General features: G+C 44.3%; 11 protein-coding genes. 7 read left to right on the top strand and 4 right to left on the bottom strand.

What is annotated here, in order from left to right; genetic code table 11:
• Positions 1 to 343: 343 nt before the first annotated feature.
• Both J3U64_RS02155 and J3U64_RS02150 read right to left on the bottom strand, forming a co-directional pair.
• Positions 344 to 1,474, bottom strand: a complete 1,131-nt coding sequence (locus J3U64_RS02155) for a P1 family peptidase (RefSeq protein WP_100139928.1) — start codon at positions 1,472 to 1,474, stop codon at positions 344 to 346.
• Positions 1,475 to 1,541: 67 nt separating this feature from the next.
• On the bottom strand, positions 1,542 to 3,014 hold the full coding sequence (locus J3U64_RS02150) for an MFS transporter (RefSeq protein WP_267408119.1): 1,473 nt from the start codon (positions 3,012 to 3,014) through the stop codon (positions 1,542 to 1,544).
• Positions 3,015 to 3,491: 477 nt separating this feature from the next.
• Here J3U64_RS02150 and aroE point away from each other — a divergent pair, with 477 nt between their 5' ends.
• Both aroE and mtgA read left to right on the top strand, forming a co-directional pair.
• Positions 3,492 to 4,295, top strand: coding sequence for a shikimate dehydrogenase (gene aroE / locus J3U64_RS02145; protein WP_267408118.1), 804 nt, complete (start codon positions 3,492 to 3,494; stop codon positions 4,293 to 4,295).
• Positions 4,292 to 4,987, top strand: a complete 696-nt coding sequence (gene mtgA, locus J3U64_RS02140; protein WP_100156830.1) for a monofunctional biosynthetic peptidoglycan transglycosylase — start codon at positions 4,292 to 4,294, stop codon at positions 4,985 to 4,987. Before aroE ends, mtgA begins: the two co-directional genes overlap by 4 nt.
• Positions 4,988 to 5,019: 32 nt before the next feature.
• Here mtgA and J3U64_RS02135 read toward each other — a convergent pair whose 3' ends face one another.
• Both J3U64_RS02135 and J3U64_RS02130 read right to left on the bottom strand, forming a co-directional pair.
• Entirely contained in the window at positions 5,020 to 5,286 is a 267-nt protein-coding gene (locus J3U64_RS02135) for a chaperone modulator CbpM (protein ID WP_100139932.1), read from the bottom strand.
• Between the two features lie 15 nt (positions 5,287 to 5,301).
• Positions 5,302 to 6,270, bottom strand: a complete 969-nt coding sequence (locus tag J3U64_RS02130; protein ID WP_267408117.1) for a DnaJ C-terminal domain-containing protein — start codon at positions 6,268 to 6,270, stop codon at positions 5,302 to 5,304.
• 896 nt (positions 6,271 to 7,166) lie between these two features.
• Between J3U64_RS02130 and aceE the strand changes: the two genes are divergently transcribed.
• From aceE to rpsT, 5 genes are all read left to right on the top strand, one after another.
• The gene (gene aceE, locus J3U64_RS02125) at positions 7,167 to 9,875 is read left to right on the top strand and encodes a pyruvate dehydrogenase (acetyl-transferring), homodimeric type (protein WP_370386417.1); all 2,709 of its coding nucleotides are present in this window, start codon (positions 7,167 to 7,169) and stop codon (positions 9,873 to 9,875) included.
• Between the two features lie 108 nt (positions 9,876 to 9,983).
• Positions 9,984 to 11,609: a dihydrolipoyllysine-residue acetyltransferase gene (gene aceF, locus J3U64_RS02120; RefSeq protein ID WP_267408116.1), complete on the top strand. Its 1,626-nt coding sequence runs from the start codon at positions 9,984 to 9,986 to the stop codon at positions 11,607 to 11,609.
• A 112-nt stretch (positions 11,610 to 11,721) separates the two neighbouring features.
• The gene (gene lpdA, locus J3U64_RS02115) at positions 11,722 to 13,476 is read left to right on the top strand and encodes a dihydrolipoyl dehydrogenase (RefSeq protein WP_267408115.1); all 1,755 of its coding nucleotides are present in this window, start codon (positions 11,722 to 11,724) and stop codon (positions 13,474 to 13,476) included.
• 260 nt (positions 13,477 to 13,736) lie between these two features.
• Positions 13,737 to 14,855, top strand: coding sequence for an AI-2E family transporter (locus J3U64_RS02110; protein WP_370387135.1), 1,119 nt, complete (start codon positions 13,737 to 13,739; stop codon positions 14,853 to 14,855).
• Positions 14,856 to 14,984: 129 nt separating this feature from the next.
• Positions 14,985 to 15,251 (top strand): 30S ribosomal protein S20, encoded by a 267-nt coding sequence (gene rpsT / locus J3U64_RS02105; protein ID WP_025330392.1) that lies wholly within the window; start codon positions 14,985 to 14,987, stop codon positions 15,249 to 15,251.
• Positions 15,252 to 15,259: the final 8 nt, after the last annotated feature.

Genomic DNA, 15,259 nt, shown 5'->3' with positions numbered 1-15,259 from the left:
CCACAATTGTTTTGTAAAAAAAATGCACTGATGTAAAAAAAGAAGACTTTACTGTGGTTGTTAAATTAATTTATTTAAAAACATGTTGTTATAAATATTTATTCTTCTTTATATCTGAAATACTGAACTATTAGTCTAAGGTGGTCTAGAAAGTAGGGTGATTGTCGCAAATTGCTTTGCTTTATTTAATATCTAATCTTGCTTAAGTAGATCAACTTTGTGTTTGAAGATGGTTGGCAAAACCCAAATCTGAGAGTCTAGTTTAGATAGATGAGAAAAAAATGCTAAATCAAAATAGCCCGCTAACTTTACTAGCGGGCTGTAGTGTAATACTAGCAGGTAATTATTTAATTTTACCGTATTTTTTTAATATGGCTACAAGTTGGTTTTGCGGAAGAGCCTGTACCAGATTATGGTCGCGCCCTTCCATAGTTTCTGCTGCACACAAGGCATTCAGCACCGCTTCTTGTACAGCTTCTACGGTAGCGACATACAACGGATCGATGATTTCATCACTCAGAAAATCAATTTTGCTAATCCCAATTCCATATGCATCTTCATTGGCTGTAGAAAACGCCAGAAAAATGTCACCAGAACCATTATCGCCATAGGCGCCAAGTAAGCCAATACCAATTGGTACACGCTTAGCCAGTTTACTTAACTGCCACGGTAGTAAGGGTGCGTCGGTGGCGATAATAACAATAATTGAACCAGTACCCGGTTTGGGGGCAAAGGTATTGATAATCGGCATCGTTTCCGGACCGAATTCATCTTTGAGAGGAATTCCGCATATTTGAAAAGTGTCTCGCATGCCATGGTTGGCCTGTACCAGTACCCCCAGCGTGAAATTCCCTGCTTCAGTGCTGACCAGTCGTGATGCAGTACCGGTGCCACCTTTGAAATCATGACAAATCATACCAGTTCCGCCGCCAACATTACCTTCGGCAATCGCCCCTGGATGAGCATTATGCAAGGCTTCTAAAGCGTGTTTCGGTTTGATATGAAATCCGTTGATATCGTTGAGCAATCCATCCCAAGTTTCTCCCACTACCGGATAAAAATAACCAACTCCGTCTACTGGCTGGCCATTGTTAACATAGGGATAGTAAAAATGGTTGTCAATCATCCATTTGCTGGTGGTGTCGCGCACAATACCCACGCTGTTGGTATTGGTGATCAGTACCGGACCGTGTAGTAGGCCGGAATCGTCCACCCAATGTGTACCGGTTAGTTCTCCGTTACCATTTAAATCATGCCGACCAGCAAAAACGGCACTTCGCTGCCGACCTCTGGGCAAAATGGCGGTAACGCCAGTCCGGGCAAAAGGTGAACCGGGTCCGGTGTAATCATCTGGTGTACCGTATACGACGGTACTATAGCCGACTTCTACACCTGTAACATCGGTAATGGCATTGTATTTACCAGTGATACCTGTTAATGGAATACCTAATTCTCGGGCACGTTTTTTAGACATATTTCATCTCCTTGTAGTTTCATTTTTTGTTATAGGAGAGAAAAGGATACACTTTTTTAAAAAAAATTTAAAGTAATTGTTTGAAATCGCTGGAATTATGGGGCTTGCACGCTTTTTTTGCATTTAGTGCACTGAGTAATGCCTGATAGCGGCTGCGGGTGAGAGGATAGCCTATGGCGAAAAACGCAGCCACTATACCGGCGAGTGCATGAATCCATGTGTTTAGTTCTAGAATCGCGTACTGTGCTTGAGGTGGCTGAATGATATGTTGTTGCCCGCTGGACGAAATGTAGCCGTGCTGAGCTAGATACAATCCAATAAACCAGATGGCTAGAGCACTACCAAATTTTTGTAAAAATGACATCAGGGAAGTAATTGCGCCTTCCCTTCGTTTGCTGTGGATAAAATCATCCAGCTCACAGATATCGTACATCATGGCATAGTAAATAGTCCAAAAATAACTGTTTCCAAGCTGAAGCAGAATTAAATATAGCAGTAGCATGCTAGGGCTGGGAAAACCACTAAAGAAAAAAATTCCAGTACCGATAGAACTGATCAGCATGGATAGATAATAGACATTTTTCTTGTCAAATTTCTGTGCGGTGTAATTCACCACCGGCAGCCATGCCAGAGCGAGCAGGCTGAATATTAGGAAAGCAATGGCAGCATCCTTTTCGCTGTACGCCAGATTATTTAGAAACAGATAATAAAGTGCGCCGGTACTGAGGGCATAGGCTGCCGACCAGAAAAACACCGAAGCACCAAGAAATTTACTTGATGACAGCCGTCCTATTTCTTTCATGTTGCAAATAACTGCTTTGAAAAAAGCCAGTAAATGAATTGGATTGAGTGCTGAGGATGTTTTTTTCTGGGCTGGTAATTCGTAACCGCGGGTAAGATACCAGCACGAAAGGCCACTTCCTAGTGTAACAACAGCAAATATCAAGCTGACGCCATGCCAGCCACTGCTTACGCTGTAGCCAGCATCAACAATCCATTTAACGATTAAGGGCGGTGCTGAAGAAGAAATCAACACCGCTATATTCAGAGCATATCCTGCCCAGACACGTACCGACGTACGTTCATCAAAATCGTTAGTCATTTCTGCACCAAGTGTATAAAAGGGAATTACATAAATTTTGTAGGTAGACCAGAACAGAATGGCAATGATTGTGAAATATATCGTTTTCTGATTGATGCTAAGAGCTGGAATATCGGTATAGAGCAGCAACAGTAGTAGGCTGTAGGGAAGAATGGCCGCCAGCATTAGCGGCCGCCTTCTACCCCAGTGCAGGCTGATATTGTCGGAAAATTGCCCGACCAGTGGATCTGCCACCGCATCCCATACAACAGCTATCAGTACGATGGTTCCGGCCTGCGCAGGTGGGATGTTAGCCACGTTGGTAAGGAAAAACAGATAAAAAACATAAAAAAAATTGTAGGCAACTGAATCGGCCATTTGTCCGATAGCATAGCCTAGCTTAACGTGAAGGGGCAGTTTGTTTGTTAGGTGGGGTGTGAAAGTGTGATGTTTATGCATGAGTCATCCCGGATAATTACTGTATCAATGGCTTTGTACGTTTAGGTGCAGATATAAAAGGAATCTGAATGCCGGCTGTTTCAACAGTTTTAGACAAACTGAATGCTGGTTCAGAACATTGATAAGTAGTTATGTGTTTACCTGGATGTAATCAGGCTATATTTAGTATAGTTAGATAAAACGAATATAAAACGATTAAGTCTTAAGTAGATAATATAGTAAGTTTAGGTTAATTAAAAATAAATTTTTACGTATGTTGCTTAAATACAGGTCTGATTGTATGTTGGAAATCAGCTTATTTGCCCAAAAGCAAAAGTTGGCTGCTTTAAATCGAATGAGGCTGAATCAGAGTTATATCGTCATTAATTATTTAATTTTTTATTGTGCTCACACGTTTTTTCATGCATTTTTGCCATAGAGTGGTAGAGGCTGGATAATAGCAACAGCTAATTTTTTTGCAGAGGGGAACGGAACACTATGTTTGCTGTGTTTGGAAATCCGATTGCGCATAGTCGCTCGCCACAGATTCATCAGGCTTTTGCTGCACAGGAAGGACGGGAATTAATCTATGAACGTCGTTTGGCACCCATGAACGAATTTGCGGCTACTGCAAAGGCTTTTTTTGCAGCAGGCGGCATTGGTGCCAATGTTACGGTGCCGTTCAAGCATGAAGCTTTTACGCTTGCCGATAAGCTGACTTCCAGAGCGGAGGCAGCAAAAGCAGTCAATACACTGTTTTGGCATGATAATTGTTTGCTTGGCGACAACACAGATGGTATTGGACTAGTGCGAGCAATTGAAGAGTTGTTGTCGTTTTCACTCTTTAATCAGCACATATTGCTATTGGGTGCCGGTGGTGCGGCACGTGGAGTGATTCAACCACTTTTGCAGCAACATCCAGCTTCATTAACCATTGCTAACCGTACAGTGCACAAAGTACAGTCGTTGGCACAGGAACATGAAGTAAGTTGGTGTGAATATCATCAGATTCAACCTCAATATGATGTTGTCATCAATGCCACTTCTGGGAGTTTATACGGGCAGACCTTGCCCATACCATCTGCTGTGCTGGCAAAGGCCAAACTAGCCTACGATATGATGTATGCGGCGGAACTAACGCCGTATCTACTACAGGCAAAGACTGCAGGATGTCCGCTGCTGGCAGATGGTCTTGGAATGCTGGTTGCACAGGCAGCTGCTTCTTACGAATTATGGCATGGATTTAGACCGGATATCCGGCCGGTAACAGAGCAGATGCGCGCGGAAATGGAAAAAAGATGAAAATTGTGCGCAGTTTATTGATTATGCTGGTGACGTTGTTTTTGCTGTTTAATGCATACGTTTATGGCAGCCTTTTAACTTACCGAGCTGTAGCACCTCACCGTACGGTATTTATGTTGCTGCGTATGCATGAACTGGCTGCTTCCCGTCCTGATACGGAACTAAATTACCAATGGGTAGCATATAACCGCATTTCGCCAAATCTGAAAAAAGCGCTAATTGCATCTGAGGATGCACGCTTTGCCGAACATGATGGTTTCGACTGGAACGGCATTCGTACGGCAATTAAAAAAAATGAACATCAGGGCAAGATTCGGGCAGGCGGTTCTACCATCAGCCAACAATTGGCCAAAAATCTGTTTTTATCTGAAAGCCGCCATTACTGGCGCAAGGCAGAAGAGGCAGTAATCACTTCCTTACTGGAAGCCACAACGAATAAAGACAGGATTTTCGCTTTGTACTTGAATGTTATTGAATGGGGCTATGGCGTATATGGTGCAGAAGCGGCAAGTGAGACAATTTACGGACGTACAGCTATGCAATTATCGGCACAACAGGCAGCCAAGTTGGCCGCTCGAGTTCCTCGACCTTTATACTACGCTGACCACCCGCACGATAAGGAAATCCGCCGCAAAGCCAATGTAATTTTACGGCGGATGGGGTCAGCACAATTACCAGACAACGACCAGTAAGCTTGCTTTCACTGAATCAAAACCATACCGTACTAACCGCGACGGCGCAAATCTTCCACTTCATCTAATAATTGCAAGATCAGGGCGGTGGCACTGGCACTGGCATCGAAATCACGGTGAATGCGCCATGCACGCCGTGCAATTGCCATGTGATAGCCAGTGTAGCGTGCTAGTTCTGGTTTCTGAGTTGCAGGAATGACACTTTCAGCAATCAGACTCAGTACCCAACTGCTTTGATTGTCGCAGGCGCGAACCAAATCGTCAAAGCTTAACTCTATATCTTGTTGAATATTATTCATGTTACGCTCCTGCTATCAAACGTGGTTCTCAGGCTGAAAACCTGCATAGTGCTGAGCCAATGCCTGCCACGCGGCGCGGTCAGCTTCGGTGTCGCTCTTGGGTAGAACGATATTAATCAGCAGATACAAATCGCCAGCCTCTTTGGCTGGTATGCCTTTGCCTTTCAAGCGCATTTTCTGACCATTGTGACTGTTGGCCGGAAGATTCATACTTAACTTGCCAGCAGGTGTGCTGACGTCAATTTTACCGCCCAATGCTGCTGTCCATGGTGCCACACTGATGCGCTGGTATACATCCTTTCGATTCTGTACATACAGGTTGTCCTGATTGCGGAAACTGATTTTTAAGTATAAATCTCCAGCTGCTCCACCATTAAAACCCGGCAAGCCTTGTCCGCTAAGACGAATTTGTTGTCCTTCTGTTATACCAGCCGGAATTTTAACATTCAGGGTTTTACGCTCGTAGCTCATCTGACCCTGAGCATTGAGCGTAGGCATTTCCAGTGACATGCTGCGCTGAGCACCGTGGTAGGCTGCGTCGATGTCAATTACCAACTCAGCATGTTGATCTTCCCCTTTGATCGGACCAGTACGGTTTTGCTGAAAACCATGTCCCCCACGGCTGCCAAATGCTGAAAATAAATCGTCGAAATGAAAATCACCATTACCGAAAGCACCGTTCTGACCAAAATGGCTGGGGTCAAAATCGTATTGCTGATAATTAAATCCGCTACGACCACCGGCCTGTTGCTGGGCGCCATGGCCAAACGGATTGTCCAGCATAGCGTCGTATTCGGCTCGTTTTTCCTTATCATGCAAAGTTTCGTAGGCAATATTAATTTCACTGGTTTTGGCTACAGCATCTGGATCTTTACTGACATCCGGATGATATTTTCGTACCAGCTTACGATAGGCTTTCTTAATATCATCGTCGCTGGCTTTGCGGTCTACACCCAGAATTTCATAATAATTGCGGTCTGCCATGTTCCGTCCTTTGTGCAGATTTTTTTAGATTTTCAAATTAGCATTGTATCCAAACTTGGGGACAAACGGTTAAAGTTTAAAGTACCTAACTATCATGGTTTTCGCAGTAGCTGAATAAACATGGTTTAGGAAATTTCAGATAACAGAATCAAACCTGCATACCTTCTTACAGATTTATGTAATCCGTATTTTATAGTTTCTCAATGTAGTATTGGACTTACCGATGCTGACTAAAATCAACCCCGTATCTTCAAATTAACAACTCGATGTGAATAAGGCGCCGACATAAAAATAAATTTAAATAGAAATAAGAAAAACAAAGATACAAAAAATTTTTTCAGTGGATCTGAAGGATTTATTTTGTAATCTAAAAAACGTTTTATTATGTATATGTTATTAATGAATATAAAATATTTGTATTCATAATGGTCTGTGTAAAATTAAGCTTAATAGAATAATTTTTTTTTGTTTAGCGTTGTGTTTTTAAAATCATTCAAATATAAATGATTTATGTTAATGCTCATAACATTTTAAAGGTTATATCCCTCTTTCATTTACTTTATGCGCCAATGAATTACCCTTTTTTGTCCTTTAATCTACAGACTAAAAGGCTGATATATACTAATTTGTGAACATATGTTTGGTTGTTTTAAATCAGAAAATTGGTGTAAAAAGACATTGCCGATTGCCTGTTACACTGGTACGATTTAAGCGAAAATACAGTATGTTGCATCACAATAATGTATGCTTTTATCCAGTTTGGATTATGCTGAATTATTGTAAGTTGTTTGAATTTATATGTATTTTTTCTTATCAATTTGGTAAAGCAATTAAAGTAATTGATGATAAAAAGAAAATAAATAGATGAAATAGCAACAACATAAAGTGTTTTGTTCATGACTCAATCCCATATGAAAGAGGATATTGCTATGTCTGCTGACTTCCATGATCAAGATATCGATCCGATTGAAACCCAGGAATGGTTGGATTCGCTCAGTTCAGTATTAAAAGAAGAGGGGCCTGAGCGCGCACATTATTTAATGGAAAGCTTAGTGCGCTATATACGCCGCCGTGGCATCTACATGCCATTTTCAGCCACCACCGCCTATCTCAACACTATTCCTGTTGGTAAAGAAAAAAAATCACCGGGTAATCATGAATTAGAACATCGTATTCGATCATTGGTACGCTGGAATGCAGCGGCACTAGTATTGAACGCTAGCAAAAAAAATCTCGAATTGGGCGGCCACATAGCCAGCTTCCAATCCTGTGCTACTTTGTATGATGTCGGTTTTAATCATTTTTGGCATGGTAAAACAGAAAATCAAGAAGGCGACCTTGTATTTTTCCAGGGCCACAGTGCTCCCGGTTTCTACGCCAGAGCTTTTGTAGAAGGTCGATTAACTGAAGAGCAGATGCAAAATTTCCGGCAGGAAGTTCATGGCCACGGCCTATCTTCTTACCCACATCCCTGGCTGATGCCTGATTTCTGGCAGTTTCCAACCGTATCTATGGGGCTTGGTCCAATACAGGGTATCTATCAAGCTCGCTTACTGAAATATCTCGAATCCCGTGGTCTGGCCAAAACACAGGGTCGTAAAGTGTGGGTATTCTGTGGCGACGGCGAAATGGATGAGCCAGAAAGTCAGGGTGCGATTGCACTGGCAGCCCGTGATGGCCTAGATAATTTGATTTTCGTAGTGAATTGTAATTTACAGCGTCTGGATGGTCCGGTACGTGGTAACGGTAAAATTATTCAGGAATTGGAAGGCAACTTCCGCGGTGCTGGCTGGAACGTATTGAAAGTAATCTGGGGCAGCCGCTGGGATGCACTGCTGGCTCAGGACAAAGACAATCTGCTGAAACAACGCATGGAAGAATGTGTAGACGGCGATTATCAGATGTATAAGTCTCAGAATGGTGCCTATGTAAGGGAACATTTTTTCAATACGCCTGAGCTGAAAGCCATGGTGGCCAATATGTCAGACGATGAAATTTGGTCTCTGAATCGTGGCGGCCATGACCCGCATAAAGTTTATGCAGCTTACTACGAAGCCGTGAACAATCCAGATGGACGTCCGACCGTGATTCTGGCTAAAACCATTAAAGGCTATGGCATGGGTGCTTCTGGCGAAGCGCAAAATACAGCTCATCAGGCCAAGAAAATGGACATGAAATCGCTGAAACAGTTCCGTGACCGATTCGAAATTCCGGTTACCGATGAAGAGATGGAACACACTCTGCCATTCTTCCGCTTACCGGAAGACAGCGAAGAAATGCAATATATGAAGGAGCGTCGTGCTCAGCTCGGTGGCTTCCTACCATATCGTCACCCCGATTCTGAAAAGCTGCCAATTCCGCCACTGAGCGAATTTGCCGCACAACTACAAGATAGTGGCGACCGAGAATTTTCTACGACTATGGCGTTTGTGCGTATCTTGAGCACATTGTTGAAAGACAAAAACATTGGTAAGCGCGTAGTGCCGATTGTACCGGATGAAAGCCGTACTTTTGGTATGGAAGGTTTGTTCCGTCAGTATGCTATCTGGAATCCCAAAGGACAGATTTATACTCCGCAGGATCATGACCAGCTCATGTTCTATAAAGAATCTAAAAACGGTCAGATTTTTCAAGAAGGTATTAACGAACCAGGCGCCATGAGTTCATGGATAGCAGCTGCTACTAGCTATTCAAACAACGATTATCCACTGATTCCATTCTATATCTATTACTCAATGTTCGGTTTTCAGCGAATTGGTGATCTGGCGTGGGCTGCTGGGGATCAACGAGCCCGTGGCTTTATGCTGGGTGGTACCGCCGGCCGTACTACTCTAAACGGTGAAGGTTTGCAACATCAGGATGGCCACAGTCATATTCAAGCAGAACTGATACCAAACTGCATCTCATATGATCCTTCATTCTCTTATGAAGTAGCTGTAATTATTCAGCATGGTATGCAGCGCATGTATGTAGACCGTGAAGATGTTTTCTATTACATCACTCTGATGAACCAAAACTATAAACATCCGGCCATGCCACAGCGTGAAGGTATAGAACAGCAGATTCTGAACGGTATGTATTTGCTGCAGGAAGCTAAAGGCGACAAACTAAAAGTGCAGCTGATGGGTTCCGGCGTAATTTTGCAAGAGGTGATAGCTGCAGCAGAATTACTGAAACAGGACTTTGACGTAGAAGCCAATGTTTGGAGCGTGACTTCGTTTAATGAACTGTACCGTGATGGTATCAATATCGAACGTTACAACCGTCTGCATCCAACAGATACACAGAAAGTACCTTACGTTACTCAACTGCTGTCTGGCCATGAAGGACCGGTGGTGGCCTCTACTGATTATGTACGTCACTTTGCCGACCGTATCCGCGCTTACGTCCCACAAGATGTATTTACTGTGTTGGGTACAGATGGCTTCGGCCGCAGTGATTCTCGTGACAATTTGCGTGAGTTCTTTGAAATCAACCGTTACCACGTAGCGGTGGCTGCTCTGAATGGCTTAGCTGATGAAGGTAAAATCAGCAAACAGGTTGTTCAGGATGCCATCAACAAATATGGTATCAAGGCTGATGTAGAACCGAGCTGGACACGCTAATGAACCGACTGCCTGAATCCTCTTGGGTTTCAGGCAGGTTTTGTTGGCTGTATAAGCTAACGATTGTCGGACGCAGGCAACAGCCTGCTGTCACCAAAGGACATAATGATGAGTCAGATTGTAGAAATAAAAGTACCGGATATCGGTAATTATACCGGTGTCGATGTCATTGACGTGGCTGTAAAAGTGGGCGATAAAATTGCCGTAGACGATACTTTGATTACACTTGAAACCGATAAAGCCACCATGGACGTACCGGCTGACCACGCAGGAGTGGTAAAAGAAGTATTGGTCAAAGTGGGGGATAAAGTTTCAGAAGGCAGTGTGATTGTCAAAGTAGAAGCTGCTGATGCAGCCGCTACAACGCAAACGGCCGAAGCTCCGGCCAAAGCTGCAGCTACAGTACCGGCAGCTACCGCAGCCAAGCCGGTAGCCGTAAATGTACCTGATATCGGTAACTTTTCTAATGTAGATGTTATAGAAGTAGACATCAATGTAGGTGATGAAGTCGCAGTAGACCAGACACTGGTTACACTCGAAACCGACAAGGCCACCATGGATGTCCCATCCACAGTGGCCGGAAAAGTAACCGCTGTACATGTAAAGGTGGGTGACAAAGTATCAGAAGGCAGTGCACTCATTGAAGTAGCCGCCGTTTCTGCTCCTGCTGCTGAATCGGCTACGCAGGATCAGAAACAAGCTGCGGAAATCAAAAAACAGGTTGCAGCTACGCCGTCAGCAGAAAACAATGAATTGCGTGCCGAAATTAAGAGCCATGTTTCTCAAGCATTTGGCAGCTCTGATATCGACGAAAAAGGGTTTGAAAAAGCCCATGCAAGCCCCTCTGTGCGCAAACTGGCGCGTGAGCTGGGTGTAGATTTAGGTCGAGTAAGTGGCAGCGGTCGCAAAGGACGCATCACTCCGCTTGATTTGCGCAATTTTGTCAAAGAAGTCATGCAGAAAGTCGAGCATGGTGGTGCTGGCACTGCTCTGGGTGGTGGTTTGGATTTATTGCCATGGCCGAAAGTAGATTTCAGTCAATTTGGTGAAATCGAAGTCAAAGAGCTGTCGCGTATCAAGAAAATATCTGGTCAGAATCTGGCGCGCAATTGGGTAATGATTCCGCATGTCACCTTGCAAGAAGATGCGGACATGACCGAACTGGAAACTTTCCGCAAGCAATTGAATAAAGAATGGGAGCGCGCAGGACTGAAAGTATCTCCGCTGGCTTTTATCATTCTGGCCTGTGTGAAAGCCTTGCAAGAATTTCCGGAATTCAACTCATCTTTAGATGGCAATAACCTGATACTGAAAAAATACATCAATATCGGTTTTGCTGCTGATACGCCGAATGGTCTGGTCGTACCAGTTATCAAAAATGCTGATAAAAAAGGCCTCAAAGAAATCACGCAGGAACTGGCCGACATGAGTAAGCGTGCACGTGAAGGCAAGCTCAAACCACAGGAAATGCAAGGTGCCTGCTTCACCATTTCTTCTCTAGGTGGCATCGGCGGCACCGGCTTTACGCCAATTATCAATGCACCTGAGGTGGCGATTCTTGGCGTTTGCAAATCGCAGATTAAACCAAGCTGGAATGGTAAGGAGTTCGAACCGCGCTTACAGTGTCCGCTGTCACTATCTTTTGACCATCGTGTGATTGATGGCGCAGCCGGCATGCGTTTTCTGGTATTTATCAGCCAGCTGCTGGCTGATTTCCGCCGCGTTACTCTGTAAAACTTCAATTCCGGAGGCTGCCTGAAAACCGAAACGTTTTCGGCAGCCTGAATACATGAAATACAGGCACATACTGTTGTTTAACATACAACAGTCTGGAAAAGGTTAGATCATGAGCTTAATTGAACTGAAAGTACCGGATATTGGCAATTATCAGAATGTTGATATCATAGCGGTAGAAATCAAAACGGGCGATACCATTGCGGTAGACGATACCCTCATTACACTGGAAACTGACAAAGCTACGATGGATGTACCGGCTGAAATAGCCGGCGTGGTAAAGGAAGTTAAAGTTAAAGTAGGCGATAAAATTTCTGAGGGTGGGGTGATTGCTGTAATAGAAGCTGCAGCTGCAACAACCGAAGCAGCGGCACCGGCCAGTGAAACGGCTCCCGTTGCAGCTTCGCAAGCGGCCACTTACAACGGCAGCAGTGATGCTGAATATGATGTAGTCGTGTTAGGCGGTGGTCCTGGTGGCTATTCTGCAGCTTTTGCTGCGGCCGACGAAGGCCTCAAAGTAGCAGTTGTAGAACGTTATGCCACGCTCGGCGGTGTGTGTTTGAACGTAGGTTGTATCCCTTCCAAAGCATTGTTGCACAACGCTGCAGTGATTGACGAAGTGAAAGAGCTTAAAGCCAATGGTATTGAGTATCCGGCTCCAAAAATTGATATAGACCAGCTACGCAGCTACAAAGAAAAAGTAGTTGCCAGAATGACAGGTGGTCTTGCCGGTATGGCTAAAACACGTAAAGTCGATATTATCCGCGGTAATGGCCGGTATATCGATCCACATCACATTGAGGTCAAACTGACTTCCGGCGAAGGTAAAACAGAAACCGGCGAAAAAGTTACTCTGGCTTTCAAAAACACCATTATTGCTGCCGGCAGTCGTGTGGTGAATCTGCCGTTTATTCCAGAGGATCCACGCATTGTCGATTCAACCGGCGCACTGGCATTGAAATCTGTGCCCGAAAAAATGTTGATAATCGGTGGCGGTATCATTGGCCTAGAAATGGGCACGGTTTACAGTACACTTGGTGCACGCCTAGATGTAGTGGAAATGATGGGTGGCCTGATGCTCGGCGCTGACCGTGATATGGTTAGAATCTGGCAAAAGAAAAACGAACATCGTTTCGATAATATTATGCTGAACACCAAAACCACAGCAGTGGAAGCCAGAGAAGACGGTATTTATGTTACCTTTGAAGGTGATAAAGCACCAGCTGAACCACAACGCTATGATCTAGTACTGGTGGCTGCTGGCCGTGCCCCGAATGGTAAGCTGATTGGTGCTGAAAATGCCGGTGTAGAGGTTACCGACCGTGGCTTTATCAATGTAGACAAACAGATGCGTACTAATGTTCCGCATATTTATGCAATTGGAGATATTGTCGGCCAACCAATGCTAGCGCACAAAGCTGTACATGAAGGTCACGTTGCTGCCGAAAACTGTGCCGGTCATCAAGCTTATTTCGACGCACGGGTAATTCCTGGTGTGGCCTATACTAATCCAGAAGTGGCCTGGGCAGGTATAACCGAAGATCAGGCTAAAAAAGATGGTGTCAAAATCACTAAAGCAGTGTTTCCATGGGCAGCCTCTGGCAGAGCTGTAGCCAATGGTTGCAGTGAGGGAGCGACGAAACTAATTTTCGATGCCGATAGTGGATTGATTATTGGTGGTGCCATTGTCGGCCCCAGTGCCGGCGACATGATTGGTGAAATCTGTCTGGCCATCGAAATGGGTTGTGATGCAGACGATATCGGCCGTACCATTCATCCGCATCCAACACTTGGTGAATCTATTGGCATGGCTGCAGAAGTAGCCATGGGAACCTGTACTGATTTACCGCCACAGCGTAAAAAATAAGCTGTTGAAGCCTTGTTATAGCCAGCTGTTCGAATTGGTTCGAACAGCTGGCTTTTTTATTGGGCAGTGAGAAGATAGAAATCGATGAGATAGATTATTCAATTATCATTACGTAATATTTACAGATATAATCACCTTAGCAGATAAATTATTTCAGAACGTTATTTATTCAGTTATTATTAGAATAATAAAAGGCAGATTACTGCCAGATTATTGCTGCAAGCTTATTTTTTTAATCAGCAAGAGTATATTTAATGAATATCAACAGCAAAAAACATTCTCCTGTTACTCCATGGATTATTGGCGCGCTAGTACTACTGGCCACCATCAGTTTGTTTATCGGACTAAAACCGATATTAATGCCTTTTGTAGCAGCAGGGGTTCTGGCCTATATTCTTAATCCGCTGGTAGAAAAATTGCGCCGTTTGAAGATCCCACGCTCTATTGCAGCCATGCTCGTGATGCTGCTAGGGCTGAGTGTAATCGTGGTATTGCTACTAATTGTCGTACCAATGCTGATTAACCTGCTCGACAGCATTTATGAAAAGCTTCCAGATTTTCTCAATTGGGTTCATCATAAACTGGTTCCGTGGCTGAATCAGACTTTTCATATTCGCCTGCGCTGGGATGCTGATTATATGTCCCGCTATGTTGGTCAATGGATTCAAACCCACAATGCCAGCATTAAGGATGCTGCTTCGAAAGTGTTACCAGTAGTATGGCAGCATGGCAGCGGCATGGTGGAATGGATAACCAATCTGTTGTTATTGCCATTCCTGTTGTACTACTTTCTACTCGACTGGAACCGCTGGACAGCCGGTATCCGCCACCTGATTCCTCGCCGAGCCCTTCCGGTTTACAATCGCATTTCCACTAATATGGATACTGTTCTGGGTGAATTTCTGCGCGGTGAATTATTAGTGATGGTCATTATGGGGCTGGTATATGGTTTGGGACTCGCTCTGGTAGGACTAGAATCAGGATTTGCGATTGGCATGGTGGCTGGCTTGCTGGTATTTGTACCGTATCTGGGTGCATTTACCGGATTGTTGCTGGCTACGCTGGCAGCTTTATTGCAGTTTAATGGCTGGACAGGACTACTGATGGTATGGGGTGTGTTTGCAATTGGCCAGTTTCTGGAAAGTTTTTTCGTTACGCCGAAAATTGTCGGTGACCGCATTGGCCTGTCACCTTTTTGGGTAATTTTTTCCTTAATGGCTTTTGGGCAGTTGCTGGGATTTGTAGGCATGCTGCTGGCGCTGCCTTTGGCTGCCGTATGCTTGGTACTGATACGTGAAGGTACACAAGCATACTGGCATAGTGATTACTTCCGCCAGCTGCCGGAAAATGCCATCATCAAGGACGAAAAACACGAGTAAGCTAAGTAATCTTAATTACTTGCCACCAGCCGAAGCCAGCTAAAAAACAACAAGGGCACTTGCATTTATGCTGCGAAGTCATTAAAATTCGGCGTTTCATGATTTGTATATGTATGTTAGGAGATATTGATGGCCAATAGTGCACAATCTCGTAAGCGCGCTCGCCAAGCACTAAAACAACGTGCTCACAACGCTAGCTTGCGTACCGCTTTTCGCACTGCGGTTAAAAAAGTATTGAAAGCTGTTGAAGCTGGTGATAAGGCCGCTGCTCAGGTTACTTACAGCGAAAGCGTTAAAGTGATTGATCGCATTGCTGATAAAGGTGTTTTCCATAAAAACAAGGCTGCACGTCATAAAAGCCGTCTGGCTGCCAAAATCAAGGCAATGGCTGCCTAAGCTGATTA

The sequence above is a fragment of the Snodgrassella sp. B3800 genome, from assembly GCF_026535865.1.
Lineage (GTDB): Bacteria > Pseudomonadota > Gammaproteobacteria > Burkholderiales > Neisseriaceae > Snodgrassella > Snodgrassella alvi_E.
Note: the sequence above shows the minus strand (reverse complement) of the source record. Positions and strands in the feature narration are given on the sequence as shown.